Below are 16371 nucleotides of genomic sequence, written 5' to 3'. Positions count from 1 at the left end.
CTCTTATAGTAAGTTATCCTCAAGCATTGCTTCTGCAATTTGGATTGAGTTTAATGCAGCGCCTTTTAAAAGATTGTCAGAAACGATCCATAGGTGGAATCCTTTTTTATTGTCTAAATCTTGACGGATACGTCCTACAAAAGTAGCCTCTTCCCCTTCTGCATAGATAGGCATTGGGTAAGTTTGTGTTGTGATATCATCTTGTAATACCACACCTGGTGCACTGCGTAATACTTCAAAGATTTCTTGTAACGTTGCTTCTTTCTCTACTTCAATATAAACAGATTCAGAGTGTCCTGAAACGACTGGCACACGAACGCAAGTTGCAGCTACTTTTAGCTCTGGTGCATGCATGATTTTCTTCGTTTCATTAATCATTTTCATTTCTTCGTATGTAAAGCCATTGTCTGTAAATTTATCGATTTGTGGAATGACATTACGAGCGATTGGATAATGACGTTTGTCGCTACCAGAAGGTAAAATATTTGCTTCTACATCCTTACCTGCATCCCAGTTTACACTTTGTGCCTTTAATTCTTGAATGGCAGAAATACCTGCACCTGAAACTGCTTGGTATGTCGATACAATAATTTTTGTTAAGCCAAATGCATGACGAATGGGCTCAAGCGCAGCCATCATTTGAATTGTAGAGCAGTTTGGATTCGCAATAATTCCTTTATGCTTAGCAAGATCGCCACGATTTACTTCAGGTACAACTAGTGGTACCTCTGGATCCATGCGAAAATGGCTCGTGTTATCGATAACTACTGCGCCACGTTTTGCCGCTTCTGGTGCAAGCACGGCTGATACCGAACCACCAGCTGAGAATAAAGCGACATTGACGCCCTCAAAAGCTTCAGGTGTCGCTTCTTCTATTGTATATGTCTTATCATTAAATTCGATTGGTTTTCCTGCTGAACGTGCAGAAGCTAAAAACTTAATATCTCCGATTGGAAAATTACGTTTAATTAGTTGCTCCATCATTTTTGTGCCTACTGCCCCTGTTGCCCCAACAACCGCAACTGTTAACTGCTTTGTCATCTGTCATCTCTCCTTGAATACAAGTTCCATAATGTGTGCTATTGTATCACAAAAATACTGAAAATTGTGTGTAATTCGTGAATTATTTGAAATATTGTACTAACAGCGGTTGTAATTGCTTTTTCTCCGTAATCGCTTCATGAACAGTAGCGACCATTTGCTCAAAATCGGCAATCAAGGAATTGGGTTTCGAATGTGGTGAGTCCTGCCCAAATGGAATAAAGTAAATATTTTTGGCATTTAGTAGCCTCATAATATTCAGACCATTTAAGCCAAGAGCATCATTTGTTGAAATGCCTAGGATAACAGGCGAACCGTTGCGCAATGTTGCCTTAGCAGCCATTAACACCGGACTATCTGTTGCTGCATTAGCAAATTTACTAATACTATTACCTGTCATCGGTGCTATAACCATCGCATCCAGTGGATTGGATGGTCCGAATGGTTCTGCCTCTTTAATAGAGGAAATAACCTTTTGTCCAGTCAATTCCTCTATCTTCGCAATCCATTCCTCCCCCGTACCAAAACGAGTAGCCGCATGTAAAACGGAATGCGTAATTATTGGGATAACAGTTGCTCCTACATCTTTAAAGTTTTGAATTTTAGGTACTACATCCTCATACGTGCAATGTGAGGCTGTAATACCTAAACCTATTCGTTTCCCCGTTAGCAATTTTCCTCCTCCTCTATTGCCTTGCACAGTATTGTAGCTGCATCATGTGCAAAGTATTTCCCAGGTAATGACGGCAATAGCACGTACGTTTGTAATTGATCGGCGTCAATATCTAAACAGCCCGGCTCCGAAGCCAAATCATATAGTACAACTGGGACATGTTCTTGGAATGATTCAGTAATCCACTTAGCTGGAATCGTATTGATAAATATCCCATCATTAATTGACCATTTACGATCATCTAAATTCGTAGCTTTATAACCATATGCCTTTGCTTCACTCACTTGTACAACTGAACGCGCTACTATATGGACATTAGCGCCCATCTTTACGAGTAATGAAGCGAGCATTTTGGCGGTGCGCCCAAACCCTGCGATAGTAAAGTTTTGTCCGTAAATACATTTTTGCTCGAGTCCGTAAAACGTGGCGATAAACCCCTCCGCTGTTAATCTTGCGTTTTGCCAAATAAAAGATTCTTGTTGTAAATAGCAATTTGTTTCATTTCTCTCAAGTAAATGCTTCCAATGCATAGTCAAACGCCCTGTATAAAATTTAACTTGTGATATTCCATAAAGCTGTTCCACTTCAATTTTTAATGGAAGAATGGGAAGAATAATTCTATTTGGTTGGAATTCTAATACAAGCTTATTTAGCTCCTCATTCCAAACTGATGTTCTTTTATAAAATACAGTTCTCGATGGGCTTCTTAGCATTGTAGCTAATTCCTTTAATCTTGGATCCTCACCGATAACAAGCCATTTTTCGTTTTCCAAAAGCTCACCTCACTGTAAAAATTCTGACTGTACCGTCGTTGTTTTGTTAAATAAAATCCGGTCTTCACCAATTAGTATAATTTCATGCCAAGGTATCATTTCACTAACTTTCACTTTCTTTTTTTGGAATGGCAATTTATCTTTAACAATCTCAAAGCCATGTATCTTTCCTGTTTGCACATCTAATAGACATTCTGTATGTGCCAGTATGCCAAAGTGTACGCCACCCTCAACTTGAATTAACTCTTTATCCACCATCTCTGATAGTAGCATTCCTCATCTCCCTCCTTGAACCGTTACCCCAATATATGCCGAGTTTTTGCAATTCGTGACCCTTACCCAAATTACGAAAATATTGCATTTACCCGCGCCATCTGTATACAGATGTGTGAAGTGAAAAATTTGTACATATCCATTTAAGCAACGCCAGTGATAAACCCATTTATGAACAAATAACTGTACAGCTTAAGGAAGCGATACTAGCCAATAAATTACAGGCAGGTGACGCACTACCATCTATTCGTGCACTTGCAAAGGATTTCAATTATGCCAAGGCGAAATTGATAAGAGTTGATCTTCGTTCCGGCTGGGCGACTCCTTGGGGATCAGCAATAGAGGAACGAAGGCTAAAACCATCACGTTAGTCGGAACGGAAATCAACCACACGTTATGATGATGAGCTTAAAAAAGAACATGGCGAAATTTTGTTATTTGGCAAAGATATTGTCGAATTTGAATTATCGATAAAAAACGACATCGGTGTGGTTTTTGACGATTTTCATGTACCTGAAAGGCTCAATGTGACGCAACTCGACAAATTATGAAGAAAGTGTTTAAAACGTGGGATTCAGTTTTTTTGAGCGATTAGCCTTCTAAGAGGAAGAAAAGTACAAGAATTAACCCGAGGAATGAGGATGAAAGATGAAACGGTTAATTTTAGATGAAGTAACGAGTGAACTAGGCTCAATAATTCGTATTGAAATTCTCGCTTTATTTTTAGATTTTATGCAGGATGAAACACATTAAAAAAGATCGCTGACTATATTATATTGATTCACAATGGTGAAATTTTATTTAGTCAAAGTAAGGATATACTGTTCTATGAGTACCGTATTTTTAAAGGAAGAAATGGGGAAATATACGAAAACCAAATCATGTCTTATAAGAAGGCAGAATGGAGCCTTTTGTATAGAGGTACTAGTTATAAAGTAAACAAAGTATTTTCACTAAAAAAGCCTACGTTTGAAGACATAATACTATTTTATGTGGAAGGTAGTATTTTAAATGTTAATCATAGCTATAATACTCTTTTGGTGCAGCGTGTCTAACCATAATAATGATGAGGAAACGTTGATTTTTTACGGAGAGTGGTGACTCCTGTGAGATAAGCTTGCGCTGAAAGCCACCAGGAACGCAATGACGAGGAGATTGAAGCCAAGCCCGTGAGTGCACCTACTCGGAGTGAAAATCAACCTTTATAGATACAGATTTGTAGACAAGCTGAAAAGGTTGCCTATAAAAGGCAACCTTTTTTAAGCTTCTGGGCCAATAATTGAAATGGCTGGCTCAGCTTTCATGATTTTTGCTATTAAACGATCTACCGATTCCATGGATACGGCATCGATGGACGCTAATACTTCGTCTACTGAACGATGTTTACGATGCACTAACTCACTTGTGCCGTTGCGATTCATACGAGCACCTGTCCCCTCTAGACCGAGAACAAAACTACCCTTGAGCTGCTCTTTCGCATTATCAAGCTCTTCCTCTGTTACGCCACCTGCCACGATATCAAGTAATGTTGCATCAATTGTATGCTGTAGCTGTGATAATTGCTGACGACTTGTACTACCATAAATCGTAAATGCTCCAACATCAGCATAACAGGATTGGTAAGAAAAAATTGTATAAGCTAAACCACGTTCCTCGCGTACTTCTTGGAACAAACGAGAGCTCATATTACCACCAATAATATTATTAAGTGCAATAAAGCTATACATATCTGGATCCTTTACACCGATTGCTGGATAAGAAATGGCTAAATGCGCTTGCTCCGTATCGCGAGTTTTTGAAATCTCTCCTGGATAAAAATGAGGATTCGTTAATACAGGTTCAACCGCAAGTCGAGATGGCTGATATTGGCCAAATAAGTCCTCAATTGTTTGCATGAGCTTTTCAGTAATATTTCCCGCTATTGAAATAACAACTGATTCTGGACCATAATGTTTAGCCATATAGTTACGTATCATAGTTGCTGTAAATGTTTTCAACGTAGCAGGAGTTCCCAGTATTGGACGACCGAGTGCATCATTCGGATACATAACTCCCCATAGCTTTTCATGAACATCGTCATCAGGTGCATCTTCACTCATCAATATTTCCTCTAGCACAACTTGTCGTTCTTTCTCTAACTCTTCCTCTGCAAACGTAGAGTTAAAGAACATATCTGCTAATATTGTGACTGCAAGCTCAGCATGGTGGTCTAAAACCTTTGCGTAATAACAAGTATTTTCCTTGGATGTAAAGGCATTTAACTCTCCACCAATTCGGTCAAATTCTTCTGCAATTTGACGAGCTGTTCGAGTTTTTGTCCCTTTAAAAAGCATATGCTCTATAAAATGCGTAATGCCATTTTCCTCAGGTAGCTCATAACGAGATCCTGCATTCACAAAAATGCCTAGCGCAACAGATCTTACATGATCGATTTGCTCAGACACAATACGCACACCATTCTGACATGTATGTACTTGTACCAAAAAATCTCCCCCAATTTATCTCTAGTTCTACATCAAAGGCATAATGTGGGATCTTCAGAAGCTTCCCCCAAAATATCCCTTATAGAACCATTTTCCTTATAGTTGATTTAAAAAAGGCTGCGCATTATACGCAGCCTTTTCTACAATTTATTATTTATCTTGCTCAGCGCGTTCTTTTTCCTCTTGGATAACAACTTTACGAGATAAATTCACACGACCTTGCTTGTCAATTTCAATAACTTTTACAAGTAATTGATCGCCAAGTTTCAATACATCTTCAACTTGTTTTGTACGTTCCTCTTGAATTTCAGAGATGTGAAGTAAGCCATCTTTACCAGGGAATATTTCACAGAACGCACCAAATTTTTCAATACGTTTAACTGTTGATAAGTAATACTCGCCAACTTTTGCTTCACGTACGATGTCTTCGATAATTTGTTTTGCACGAGCGTTCATTTCTTCATCTGCAGAAGAGATGTAAATTGTACCATCTTGCTCCGTATCAATTTTTACGCCAGTTTCTTCAATAATTTTGTTAATTTGTTTACCACCAGGTCCGATGACATCGCGAATTTTATCAGGATTAATCTTCACGATCACAATTTTCGGTGCAAATTGAGATAATTTTTCACGTGGGTCTGCAAGAGTAGCAAGCATTGATTCTAAAATGTGCATACGCCCAATTTTAGCTTGCGTTAATGCTTCCTCTAGAATATTACGTGATAAACCATCAATTTTAATGTCCATTTGAAGTGCTGTTACACCCTTAGCTGTACCAGCAACTTTAAAGTCCATATCTCCAAGGTGGTCTTCCATACCTTGAATATCCGTTAAAATAGAGTAATGCTCTCCCTTTTTAATAAGACCCATTGCAATACCTGCTACAGGTGCCTTTAATGGAACACCAGCATCCATCATCGCTAACGTTGAAGCACAGATAGAAGCTTGAGATGTAGAACCGTTTGATTCAAGTACTTCCGATACACAACGGATTGTATATGGGAATACAGATTCATCTGGAATAACCGCATCAAGAGCACGCTCTCCTAATGCACCATGCCCGATTTCACGACGACCTGGTCCACGAATTGGGCCAGTTTCCCCTACAGAGAATTGAGGGAAGTTATAGTGATGCATAAAGCGTTTTGATTCTTCTACGCCTAAACCGTCGATAATTTGTACATCCCCTAGTGCACCTAATGTACAAATAGAAAGGGCTTGTGTTTGTCCACGCGTAAATAATGCTGAACCGTGTGTACGTTGCAATATGCCTGTTTCAGAAGAAAGTGGACGGATTTCGTCTAACTTACGACCATCTGGACGTACTTTATCTTCTGTAATCTGACGACGTACTTCGTCTTTAACCATTTTATCTAGCATTGTATAAACTTGCTTCATTGTTACATCATCAGCTTCTTGCTCTTCATAAGAAGCAATAACACGGTCTTTTACCGCTTTAATAGCCTCATCACGTGCATGTTTTTCAGCAGTTTGAATAGCATCATGCATGTCAGTCTCACAAGCTGCTTTTATATCTGCTTGAATCGCTTCATCAATTTCAAATAATGTTATAGATAATTTTTCTTTTCCTACTTCTGCAACGATTTGCTCTTGGAAAGCAATAATTTTTTGGATTTCTTCATGACCGAACATAATGGCTTCTAGCATTATTTCCTCTGGTACTTCTAGTGCACCTGCTTCAACCATGTTGATAGCATCCTTGTTACCTGCTACAGATAAATGGACTGTTGATTGATTAGATTGTTCCACTGTTGGGTTCACGATAAATTTACCGTCGATATAGCCAACTTGTACACCTGCAATCGGTCCGTCGAATGGAATATCTGAAATAGCTAACGCTATTGATGAACCAAGCATTGCAGCCATTTCAGACGTGCAATCCGGATCGTTAGACATGACCATCGAAATCACTTGTACTTCATTACGGAAACCGTCTGGGAACATCGGACGAATCGGACGGTCGATTAAACGGCTTGCTAGTATTGCTTTTTCAGATGGACGTCCTTCACGTTTAATAAAGCCACCAGGAATTTTACCTGCTGCGTATAAACGTTCTTCGTAGTTTACTGTTAATGGGAAGAAATCAAGTGGTTTCGGTGATTTTGACATTGTTGCTGTTGAAAGTACAGATGTATCACCATAGCGTACTAAAACGGCCCCATTTGCTTGTTTTGCTAACTGTCCGACTTCGATTACAAGCGGACGGCCAGCCCATTCATAGGAATAGACTTTCTTTTCGTTCATTCAATGAACCCCTCTCTATTATAAAAACACTTACTTCGTCTGTATGTACTAATAGTAAGTGTACCAAAAATGCTTGTTCTATGCTAAATATTTCATTAAATAATCATACATTTAAATTCAGTTATTGCCAATTTATTTAGGATTTATTTCTGTATTTGATTGAAACAAAGTTTTTTTGCTTGAATTTCGTGTCATATATGCTTTTTTCGCAATAGTAAAGTTAATGTCTTCTTAATGTTTATAAACATAAAGAAAAAGCGGGATTAATCCCGCTTTTAGATCGACAATTAGCGACGTAAGCCTAAACGAGTGATTAGTTCACGGTAACGTTGTACGTCAGTTTCACGAAGATATTTTAATAGGTGACGACGACGACCTACCATTTTAAGAAGACCACGCTCAGAGTGGAAATCTTTTTTGTGTGTACGTAAGTGAGCGTTTAGAGCGTTAATTTCCTCTGTTAATACTGCAACTTGTACTTCTGGTGAACCAGTATCACTTTCGTGAGTACGGTACTCAGCAATAATTTCGTTTTTACGTTCTTTTGAAATAGCCATTTGTATGGACCTCCTAAATAATTGTTAATCCCCACTAGCACAGTAAACGTTGGAGTCATCGATATACCGAGCTAAGGTTTAGCATATTATGCACTTATGAATGTTACCATAAATCAAAAGGTCAAGCAAGCGTTAACGTAAGCCTATTCAAATGCTAACGCATATTTAATTTGCATTAACCCGATAAAATATGGTTCATCACCATAAAGTGGGGTTGATTTCCGTTCCAGCTGGGCGCTTTGTTGCTGCCGCTACGCTTTCGCACAGATAAAACATTTGCCGCTGACGCTTCGCTTTCGCGCAGAGCTTCCTGGGGGCGTCCGATGAGCCGCTTCACTCGCGTTGCTCGCTCCAGGGTCTCGGGCCAACACGATGTTGGTCACGAAGGCGTTATCACAGGACGTGATGCTTTTAGCCTTCGTTCCTCTATCGCTGATCCCCAAGGAGTCGCCCAGCCATAACGAAGATCAACTTATATTCATGGTATACGTTTTAACTTTCGGTAATAAGTGTAAAATACTCAATTGCTTCCTGTTTATCTTTTTCGATTTGTGCTTTCAATGCTTCAATACCATCGAATTTTCGTTCACTTCTTATACGTTTATACCAAGCGACATGTACTTCTTCACCGTAAATATTTTTTTCGAAGTTTAATATATGGACTTCGATGGATAATTGCTTGTCATTTGGATCTTTAAATGTGGGTTTATAGCCTACATTACATACACCATCATACCAGTTATTTTGTACAAGTAATCGTACCGCATACACACCGCTTGCTGGGATATAAGTCCCCTCTAACGCTTGGACATTAGCAGTTGGGAAACCGATTGTGCGTCCTCGCTTATCACCATGTACAACGATACCCGTAATTTCAAATGGTCGTCCTAGGAGCAATCTTGCTGCTTCCATATCTCCCTCTTGCAAAAGCTTACGGATACGTGTAGAGCTAATTTTTTCGATATCGTCGATTTTCTTTTCAACAACTGTTACGCCGTAATCTCCATTACTCAATGCACGCATATCTTCCATTTTACCTTTACCGAATGCACCAAAAGAATAATCAAAGCCAGCTGTAACATGTTGAATGTTCAACCCACGAATAAATGTATCAATAAATGCATCAGGTGAAAGCTTTGCAAAATCAGATGTGAAGTGTACAACAAATGCTGTATCAACACCCTGTTCTTCAAAAAGCTGCAATTTTTGCTGTAATAACGTTATATAAAATACTTTTTCGTTACGTCCGCCAAGCACTAAAGAAGGATGTGGATCGAATGTCATAACAGCCGTTGGAATTTGACGCTTGTCTCCTTCTTCCTTCGCTGCCTTAATAACTGCCTGATGCCCTCTATGTACACCATCAAAAAAGCCAAGTGCCAATGAATATGGCTGCATGCTTTCTCGTTGCTGTAGTTGGTGTGGGTATTTTAAATGAATGACCTCCATACAAAAAATCCTCCTACTCTATCGTCGGAAACATCTTATGTGGCTTCATAAACCCTTCCTTTGTAGGATGGGCATGATAGACCGCAAATGCTTTCCCACTGATTCCAAAAACAATTTTATCATGTATCTTTAATAATGCATCTGCGGGAAGCACTTGTCCATTGAAAATTTCTTTTTCATTAGCAGTGGTTATCTCAATATATGGATAATCTGTTAATGCATACTCAACTGGTAAAATACATGTATCGATTTGTTCAGCTTCCATTAGCTCAGCAACTTGTGCCAATGTAAAGCAATTTTCTTGCGTAAAGGTGCCTGAGGCTGTGCGTACGAGCTCTTTCATATGTGCAGGATAGCCAAGCGCCTGTCCAATTTGCACAGCTAGTGTTCGAATATACGTCCCTTTACCACACGCTATACGTACAGGAAATGTAATTTCTTGTCCTTCGTATATTTCTACATCATCTAATAGCTCTAGTGCATAAATAGTAACTTGACGTGTAGGTCTTTCGATGATCTCGCCTTTTCGGGCATATTCATAGAGACGTTTACCATTTACTTTGACAGCTGAAAACATCGGTGGTGTTTGATTAATAACACCTGTTAGCGAGGCTAAAACTTCTTGCAATTGAGTACGTGTAAATTTTTTAATCGTACTATCTTGTTCAACTGTTTCTCCCTCTGCATCCTCAGTTGTCGTTGTACGCCCAATTGATATCATGGCTTCATACGTCTTTCCTGCATCTGTTAAATATTCTGCGATGCGTGTTGCTTGACCAATACAAATGGGAAGGACTCCCTCGACACCTGGATCAAGTGTCCCTGTATGTCCAACTTTTTTGGTACGTAAAATTTTTCGCAATTTAAAGACGCAATCATGACTCGTCATGCCACGTTCCTTCCAAAGCGGTAAAATACCGTTCATAAATATCCTCCTAAAATCAAGGTTCATCACCATAATTCGGGGTTGATTTCCGTTATGACTAGGTGCTTTTCTGGGGTCGTTCGAGCCCACATAGCATGCATTTTAGCAATTATCATTCCAATTGGTGATGAACCAAAATTAATTCGTTTTTCACATATTTGACATTATCCAAATTCGTATATTTTTCGTCGCCGTTTTGCTCAGACAAAATCTTTTGTGGTGTATTCTATGAATGTAAAAAGTCTGCCTGCATGAACATGCATTTGGCAGACTTTTTATGTTAAGCTTATTCTTCGTGTAAACCACGTAGCAATGAATCAATACGGTTCCCATATTCAATCGATGAATCAAATTCAAAAATTAATTCTGGTGTACGACGTAAACGGATTCGTGAACCGATTTCTGAGCGAATGAAACCAGAAGCTTTTAATAAAGCTTTTAGTGTTTCCTCTCGTTCACGTTCATTGCCTAGAGTTGTAATATAAATTGTCGCTTGCTGTAAATCACCTGTTACCTCAACACCAGTAACAGTAACGAAACCAACACGCGGGTCTTTTATTTTACGGCTAAGAATATCACCGAGCTCTTTTTTCATTTGCTCAGCGACACGGTTTGAGCGTAGAGACATAGTTTGTCACCTCAATTTCGATGTACAGATAGTTGTGTCCTCACTTGCACATATCTACAAGCAAGGTATGACAAATCATACAACACAACAATCTAATGTTACTTATAGATAGTCTCGCCAAACATTTAACTGTTCCCAAGCCGGATTTGACTGTAAGTAATGGAGCGCATGATTAATTTCACGCTCGGCTGCTTCTTTTGAAGAAGAAACAGCAACAAGCGCTAACTTCGTGCGCTGCCATACATTTTGATGGTCAATTTCCGCAATGGATACATTAAATTTTTGTTTAGTGCGAGTAATCATACGCTGTAGAACAGCACGTTTTTCCTTCAACGAATGGGCAGTTTGAATAATGAATTCAACCTCTGCGTAAACAATCATTAAGCACGTTTAACTTCTTCCATAATATAGGCTTCGATAATGTCGCCTTCTTTAATATCGTTGAAGTTTGTAATTGTAATACCACATTCGTAACCTCTAGCAACTTCTTTTACTTCATCTTTAAAACGTTTAAGTGTATCTAATTCACCTTCAAAAATTACTACATTATCGCGGATTACACGTACGCCAGAATCACGAGTTACTTTACCTTCTGTTACGTACGAACCAGCAATTGTACCAACTTTTGATACTTTAATTGTTTGTCGAACTTCTGCTTGACCAATAATTTTTTCTTCGAATTCTGGATCAAGCATACCTTTCATTGCTTGTTCAATTTCCTCAATTACTTTATAGATAATGCGGTGTAGACGAATATCTACGCCCTCTTCTTCTGCTGCACGTTTTGCATTGACATCTGGACGAACGTTGAAGCCGATAACAATTGCATTTGAAGCCGCAGCAAGAGAAATATCTGATTCTGTAATCGCTCCAGCGCCAGTGTGAATAATTTTCACGTTTACGCCTTCAACATCAATTTTCATTAATGATGCAGCCATAGCTTCTACAGTACCTTGAACGTCAGCCTTAACAATTAAGTTAAGCTCCTTCATTTCGCCTTGACTCATTTGTTCGAATAAGTTATCAAGCGTTACGCGTTGTTTTTCTGAACGTTGTGCTTGAATCGCTGTCATTGCACGAGTTTCTCCAACTTGGCGTGCTGTTTTTTCGTCTTCAAAGACAACGAAACGGTCACCAGCTTGTGGTACATCATTTAAGCCTGTGATTTCTACTGGCGTTGATGGTCCAGCTTCCTTCACACGACGGCCTTTGTCATTCACCATAGCACGTACTCGCCCATAAGCATGGCCGACAACAATTGGGTCCCCAACTTTTAATGTTCCATCTTGTACTAAAAGCGTTGCAACAGAGCCTCGACCTTTATCTAGCTGTGCTTCAATTACTGAACCAAGTGCTAAGCGATTAGGGTTCGCTTTTAATTCTCCAACTTCAGCGATAAGTAAAATCATTTCTAATAATGTGTCAATGCCTTCACCTTTTAATGCAGAAATTGGTACGAAAATAGTTTCGCCGCCCCAAGCTTCTGGAACTAGGCCATGCTCCGTTAACTCTTGCATCACACGGTCTGGATTAGCTGAAGGTTTATCCATTTTATTGACTGCAACGATAATTGGTACTTCTGCTGCTTTTGCGTGGTTAATCGCTTCAACTGTTTGTGGCATAACACCATCATCCGCAGCAACCACTAAAATCGTTAAGTCTGTTATTTTCGCACCGCGCGCACGCATCGTTGTAAAAGCAGCGTGTCCTGGTGTATCAAGGAACGTAATTTTTTTGTCGCCTTCAGTTACTTGATAAGCACCGATATGCTGAGTAATACCTCCAGCTTCAACAGCTGTAACTTTTGTATTGCGAATAGAGTCTAATAATGTAGTTTTACCATGGTCAACGTGCCCCATAATTGTCACTACAGGAGGACGTTCTGATAAGTCCTCTTCGTTAATTTCTTCTGTTTGTTCGAAGTGTGTTTCTAAATCCGTAATATCTACACGAATTTCCTCTTCAACTTCTACACCATAGTCTGTGCAAATTAATTCAATTGCATCCTTATCTAATTCTTGGTTAATTGTTGCCATTACACCAAGCATAAATAATTTTTTAATAATTTCTGATGGTTCACGGTGTAATTTTTTAGCTAATTCTGCTACAGAAAGTGATTCAACAAAAGTAATTTTTTCTGGTAATTCCTTTTGTTTCACTGGTAGACTTGGTTGATGTGTTTTTGGATGGCGACGTTTTCCGCCATGAATTCCTGGTTTTGGACGTTGGTTGTAACCTCTGCGATTATTATTATTATTATTATTATTATTATTTTGTGTCATATTTCGATTTTGATTACCTTTTATATTCTTAGATTTTTCGTTAGACGAATTTGAGTTTTGATGCGTTTGTTGCTGATTATTGACTTTTGGTTTAGAAGTAGTAGATTGCTGCTTTTGCCCTTCTTGCTTTTTCACCGATTGCTGTGGTTTTTGTTGACCATTAGCTTGTGGTTTTTGCGATACGTTTTGAGTAGGTTTCTTCACTTCTTTTGTAGCTTTAAATGATTGATTTAACTTTGCCACTATATCTTTTTCTAACATTGACATATGGTTTGTTACACTCACATTTAATTTACTTAGTGCTTCAATAACCTCTTTACTCGTTTTATTCACTTGTTTCGCATATTCATGAACTCTGATTTTGGTCATCTGCTCACCCCCGATTATTTTTCGTTGAGTAGACTAGACAATTTGCTTGCAAAACCTTTATCGGTAATAGCTAAAGCCACTCGGGCCTCCTTACCTGTAGCATGTCCTAGATCATAACGATCACCAATTACATGATACTCAACGTTGTAGTACGTGCATTTATCTTGAATTTTTTTGCTAGAGTTTTTAGAAGCATCGTTTGCAAGCAGTACTAGCTTTGCATTACCATTGCGGACTTCCTTTACTACTAACTCTTCTCCTGAAATAATTTTACGGGCTCTCGCCGCTATTCCAAGCAAGTTAAACACTGCTTGATTGATCATATAATAGACTCCCTACGAATCAGCAAAATAAGTTCATCGTAGATTTCTTCAGGGATTTTTACATCAAGTTGGTGCCCTAAAACATTTTTCTTTCGGGCGATTTCAATCGCCTTCTCCGATTTAGAGACATAAGCACCACGTCCGGGTTTTTTTCCGGAAATATCAACACTTACCTCGCCCTCTTTTGAACGAACAACACGAATCATTTCTTTCTTTGGTAGCATTTCTCCTGTAGCTACACATTTTCGAAGAGGTACTTTTTTATTAATAGCCATAAGAATCACCTTTCCTCTCTGAAGCATGTCGTAAGAGGTGGACTAGCCATGCACTACATTGGCCATTAACTTGGATTTAAATTAAATTCCATTTTCCATTGTAGGACTCTGCCACTATTCAGTCGACGCAGCCCAACGCCCACTGAATAATGGCAGCTAACTAGTCACACGGCTTTCTTACTTATTCTTCGTCGTCTTGATATAAGTCAACTGCTACATCATCAAAATCACTTTCTTCATCCTCAGCAGGAATGAAAGTGCTTGTAGCAGATGGATAAATACCTAACTCACGAGCATCTGTTTCACTCTTAATATCAATTTTCCAGCCTGTTAGCTTTGCAGCTAAACGTGCATTTTGACCACGTTTACCAATTGCTAATGATAATTGATAGTCAGGTACGACAACCGTTGTAGATTTTTCTTCTTCATTTACTTGAACATCTAAAACCTTTGATGGGCTAAGAGCATTTGCTACAAATACAACTGGATCTTCTGACCATTCAACGATATCGATTTTTTCACCGTTTAATTCGTTAACAATTGTTTGAACACGCGCGCCTTTTGCACCTACACATGAACCTACTGGATCTACCTCTTCGTTATGTGCATAAACAGAGATTTTAGAACGATCTCCTGCTTCACGAGCAATCGATTTAATTTCTACAATACCTTCATAGATTTCAGGTACTTCCATTTCAAATAAGCGGCGTAATAAACCAGGATGTGTACGTGAAACAATGACTTGAGGCCCACGTGTAGTACGTTCAACCTTTGTAATATAGACCTTGATACGATCATGTGGATGATATGTTTCACCTTGAATTTGTTCGTTTTGTGGTAATGCAGCCTCTACTTTTCCTAGACCTACATATATATTACGAGCATCTAGACGCTCAACTACACCAGTCACGATATCATCTTCACGGTCCACATATTGCTCGTAAATTAGACCGCGTTCTGCCTCGCGTACACGTTGTGTAACTACTTGTTTCGCTGTCTGTGCGGCAATACGACCAAAGTTTCGAGGTGTCACCTCTTGCTCAACCACATCCTCCATCTGGTATGCAGGGTTAATAGCCTTTGCATCTTCTATAGAAATTTGTAAACGATCATCCTCTACTTCTTCTACAACATCTTTACGTGAAAAGACACGAATTGAGCCCTTATCTAAATTTAAGTCCACACGAACATTTTGTGCTTGATTGAAGTTGCGTTTGTAAGCTGTAACTAATGCCGCTTCAATTGCTTCAATTAACACATCTCTTGAAATTCCTTTTTGTTCTTCTAGCGCATTTAGCGCATCTAACAAATCACTACTCATTCTGTTTTCACTCCTAAATATGCATTATGCTGAAAAATCGATGGCTAATCGTGCCAATGCGATTTTTTCTTGTTCAATTGTTACTGTAATTTTGCGGGTTTTGATGAGTACTTCCACCACTAATATATGTTCATCGTACGACGTTAAGTAGCCTTGGAATTCCTTCATGTCCTTGATGGGCTCATAGGTTTTAATATAAATAAATTTGCCAATCGCTTTTTCAAAATCAGCATCCTTTTTTAATGGACGTTCTGCTCCAGGTGAAGAAACTTCTAAATAATAGTTTTGTGTAATTGGATCTTTTTCATCCAACAGCAAACTCAGTCGTTCACTAACTTGAGCACATTGGTCAATGTCAATACTCCCCTCAGGTGTATCCACATAAACACGTAAAAACCAGTTACGTCCTTCTTTTACGAACTCGACATCCACTAACTCAAGATTTAATTCTTCAACAATCGGTTTGGCGAGCTCTTCAATTAAAGATGGTACTTTGCTCATTGTTTCCTCCTGTATCTATCAAATTCTGGCGTAATAAAACAGAAATTCCACCAGTAGCTTTGGTGAAATTTAACGGTCTTACCTGCTGTTAGTCAAAAATTTGTTTTGCTACGGTATAACAACAGAAAAGAGCGGGAAGGACCCACTCTTTTGCTGGAAAAATATCAACAAATTATTACAGTAAGGATAGCATAGTTTACAGCACAATGCAAATTTCCTTATTCTAGATATCT

Annotated in this window: 18 protein-coding genes; 1 reads left to right on the top strand and 17 read right to left on the bottom strand. The window is 38.8% G+C overall.

Going from position 1 to position 16371, the window contains the following annotated elements:
- Positions 1 to 3 precede the first annotated feature (3 nt).
- From AN161_RS10275 to AN161_RS10260, 4 genes are all read right to left on the bottom strand, one after another.
- Positions 4 to 1041 (bottom strand): aspartate-semialdehyde dehydrogenase, encoded by a 1038-nt coding sequence (locus AN161_RS10275; protein WP_053594257.1) that lies wholly within the window; start codon positions 1039 to 1041, stop codon positions 4 to 6.
- 82 nt (positions 1042 to 1123) lie between these two features.
- The gene (locus tag AN161_RS10270) at positions 1124 to 1714 is read right to left on the bottom strand and encodes a dipicolinate synthase subunit B (protein ID WP_053594256.1); all 591 of its coding nucleotides are present in this window, start codon (positions 1712 to 1714) and stop codon (positions 1124 to 1126) included.
- Positions 1708 to 2487 carry a dipicolinate synthase gene (locus tag AN161_RS10265; RefSeq protein WP_053594255.1) on the bottom strand — a complete coding sequence of 260 codons (780 nt, stop codon included), beginning with the start codon at positions 2485 to 2487 and terminating at the stop codon, positions 1708 to 1710. Before AN161_RS10265 ends, AN161_RS10270 begins: the two co-directional genes overlap by 7 nt.
- A gap of 9 nt (positions 2488 to 2496) precedes the next feature.
- Positions 2497 to 2760 carry a sporulation protein, YlmC/YmxH family gene (locus AN161_RS10260; RefSeq protein WP_053594254.1) on the bottom strand — a complete coding sequence of 88 codons (264 nt, stop codon included), beginning with the start codon at positions 2758 to 2760 and terminating at the stop codon, positions 2497 to 2499.
- 137 nt (positions 2761 to 2897) lie between these two features.
- Here AN161_RS10260 and AN161_RS30565 point away from each other — a divergent pair, with 137 nt between their 5' ends.
- Positions 2898 to 3131, top strand: a complete 234-nt coding sequence (locus tag AN161_RS30565; RefSeq protein ID WP_343069285.1) for a GntR family transcriptional regulator — start codon at positions 2898 to 2900, stop codon at positions 3129 to 3131.
- 888 nt (positions 3132 to 4019) lie between these two features.
- Here AN161_RS30565 and AN161_RS10250 read toward each other — a convergent pair.
- From AN161_RS10250 to rimP, 13 genes are all read right to left on the bottom strand, one after another.
- Positions 4020 to 5243: a pitrilysin family protein gene (locus AN161_RS10250; protein ID WP_053594252.1), complete on the bottom strand. Its 1224-nt coding sequence runs from the start codon at positions 5241 to 5243 to the stop codon at positions 4020 to 4022.
- A 150-nt stretch (positions 5244 to 5393) separates the two neighbouring features.
- Positions 5394 to 7508 carry a polyribonucleotide nucleotidyltransferase gene (gene pnp, locus AN161_RS10245; protein ID WP_053594251.1) on the bottom strand — a complete coding sequence of 705 codons (2115 nt, stop codon included), beginning with the start codon at positions 7506 to 7508 and terminating at the stop codon, positions 5394 to 5396.
- 287 nt (positions 7509 to 7795) lie between these two features.
- Positions 7796 to 8065: a 30S ribosomal protein S15 gene (gene rpsO, locus AN161_RS10240; RefSeq protein ID WP_053483257.1), complete on the bottom strand. Its 270-nt coding sequence runs from the start codon at positions 8063 to 8065 to the stop codon at positions 7796 to 7798.
- A gap of 175 nt (positions 8066 to 8240) precedes the next feature.
- Complete coding sequence (locus AN161_RS29575) at positions 8241 to 8402, bottom strand: hypothetical protein (RefSeq protein WP_158003004.1); 162 nt, start codon at positions 8400 to 8402, stop codon at positions 8241 to 8243.
- A 155-nt stretch (positions 8403 to 8557) separates the two neighbouring features.
- Positions 8558 to 9514, bottom strand: coding sequence for a riboflavin biosynthesis protein RibF (gene ribF, locus AN161_RS10235; protein WP_053594250.1), 957 nt, complete (start codon positions 9512 to 9514; stop codon positions 8558 to 8560).
- Between the two features lie 13 nt (positions 9515 to 9527).
- On the bottom strand, positions 9528 to 10439 hold the full coding sequence (gene truB, locus AN161_RS10230; protein WP_053594249.1) for a tRNA pseudouridine(55) synthase TruB: 912 nt from the start codon (positions 10437 to 10439) through the stop codon (positions 9528 to 9530).
- Between the two features lie 286 nt (positions 10440 to 10725).
- Positions 10726 to 11067 (bottom strand): 30S ribosome-binding factor RbfA, encoded by a 342-nt coding sequence (gene rbfA, locus AN161_RS10225; RefSeq protein ID WP_053594248.1) that lies wholly within the window; start codon positions 11065 to 11067, stop codon positions 10726 to 10728.
- A gap of 102 nt (positions 11068 to 11169) precedes the next feature.
- Positions 11170 to 11448: a DUF503 domain-containing protein gene (locus AN161_RS10220; RefSeq protein ID WP_053594247.1), complete on the bottom strand. Its 279-nt coding sequence runs from the start codon at positions 11446 to 11448 to the stop codon at positions 11170 to 11172.
- Positions 11448 to 13718, bottom strand: coding sequence for a translation initiation factor IF-2 (gene infB, locus AN161_RS10215; protein WP_053594246.1), 2271 nt, complete (start codon positions 13716 to 13718; stop codon positions 11448 to 11450). Before infB ends, AN161_RS10220 begins: the two co-directional genes overlap by 1 nt.
- Positions 13719 to 13732: 14 nt before the next feature.
- A complete protein-coding gene (locus AN161_RS10210; RefSeq protein WP_053594245.1) occupies positions 13733 to 14041 on the bottom strand; it encodes a YlxQ family RNA-binding protein in 309 nt (102 codons plus the stop codon).
- On the bottom strand, positions 14038 to 14316 hold the full coding sequence (locus AN161_RS10205; RefSeq protein WP_053594244.1) for a YlxR family protein: 279 nt from the start codon (positions 14314 to 14316) through the stop codon (positions 14038 to 14040). The genes AN161_RS10210 and AN161_RS10205 overlap by 4 nt, the downstream gene beginning before the upstream one ends.
- Before the next feature lie 181 nt (positions 14317 to 14497).
- Complete coding sequence (gene nusA / locus AN161_RS10200) at positions 14498 to 15637, bottom strand: transcription termination factor NusA (protein WP_053594243.1); 1140 nt, start codon at positions 15635 to 15637, stop codon at positions 14498 to 14500.
- Between the two features lie 24 nt (positions 15638 to 15661).
- Positions 15662 to 16138 (bottom strand): ribosome maturation factor RimP, encoded by a 477-nt coding sequence (gene rimP / locus AN161_RS10195; RefSeq protein ID WP_053594242.1) that lies wholly within the window; start codon positions 16136 to 16138, stop codon positions 15662 to 15664.
- Positions 16139 to 16371 lie beyond the last annotated feature (233 nt).

The organism is Lysinibacillus sp. FJAT-14222, assembly GCF_001278875.1.
GTDB classification, from domain to species: domain Bacteria; phylum Bacillota; class Bacilli; order Bacillales_A; family Planococcaceae; genus Lysinibacillus; species Lysinibacillus agricola.
Note: the sequence above shows the minus strand (reverse complement) of the source record. Positions and strands in the feature narration are given on the sequence as shown.

What these genes read in the sequence shown, in the direction of transcription:
- rbfA (WP_053594248.1), bottom strand. Translation starts at nt 11,067, where the DNA reads ATGTCTCTACGCTCAAACCGTGTCGCTGAGCAAATGAAAAAAGAGCTC.
- AN161_RS10275 (WP_053594257.1), bottom strand. Translation starts at nt 1,041, where the DNA reads ATGACAAAGCAGTTAACAGTTGCGGTTGTTGGGGCAACAGGGGCAGTA.
- rimP (WP_053594242.1), bottom strand. Translation starts at nt 16,138, where the DNA reads ATGAGCAAAGTACCATCTTTAATTGAAGAGCTCGCCAAACCGATTGTT.
- AN161_RS10260 (WP_053594254.1), bottom strand. Translation starts at nt 2,760, where the DNA reads ATGCTACTATCAGAGATGGTGGATAAAGAGTTAATTCAAGTTGAGGGT.
- AN161_RS10210 (WP_053594245.1), bottom strand. Translation starts at nt 14,041, where the DNA reads ATGATCAATCAAGCAGTGTTTAACTTGCTTGGAATAGCGGCGAGAGCC.
- truB (WP_053594249.1), bottom strand. Translation starts at nt 10,439, where the DNA reads ATGAACGGTATTTTACCGCTTTGGAAGGAACGTGGCATGACGAGTCAT.
- rpsO (WP_053483257.1), bottom strand. Translation starts at nt 8,065, where the DNA reads ATGGCTATTTCAAAAGAACGTAAAAACGAAATTATTGCTGAGTACCGT.
- AN161_RS10220 (WP_053594247.1), bottom strand. Translation starts at nt 11,448, where the DNA reads ATGATTGTTTACGCAGAGGTTGAATTCATTATTCAAACTGCCCATTCG.
- nusA (WP_053594243.1), bottom strand. Translation starts at nt 15,637, where the DNA reads ATGAGTAGTGATTTGTTAGATGCGCTAAATGCGCTAGAAGAACAAAAA.
- AN161_RS10205 (WP_053594244.1), bottom strand. Translation starts at nt 14,316, where the DNA reads ATGGCTATTAATAAAAAAGTACCTCTTCGAAAATGTGTAGCTACAGGA.
- pnp (WP_053594251.1), bottom strand. Translation starts at nt 7,508, where the DNA reads ATGAACGAAAAGAAAGTCTATTCCTATGAATGGGCTGGCCGTCCGCTT.
- ribF (WP_053594250.1), bottom strand. Translation starts at nt 9,514, where the DNA reads ATGGAGGTCATTCATTTAAAATACCCACACCAACTACAGCAACGAGAA.
- infB (WP_053594246.1), bottom strand. Translation starts at nt 13,718, where the DNA reads ATGACCAAAATCAGAGTTCATGAATATGCGAAACAAGTGAATAAAACG.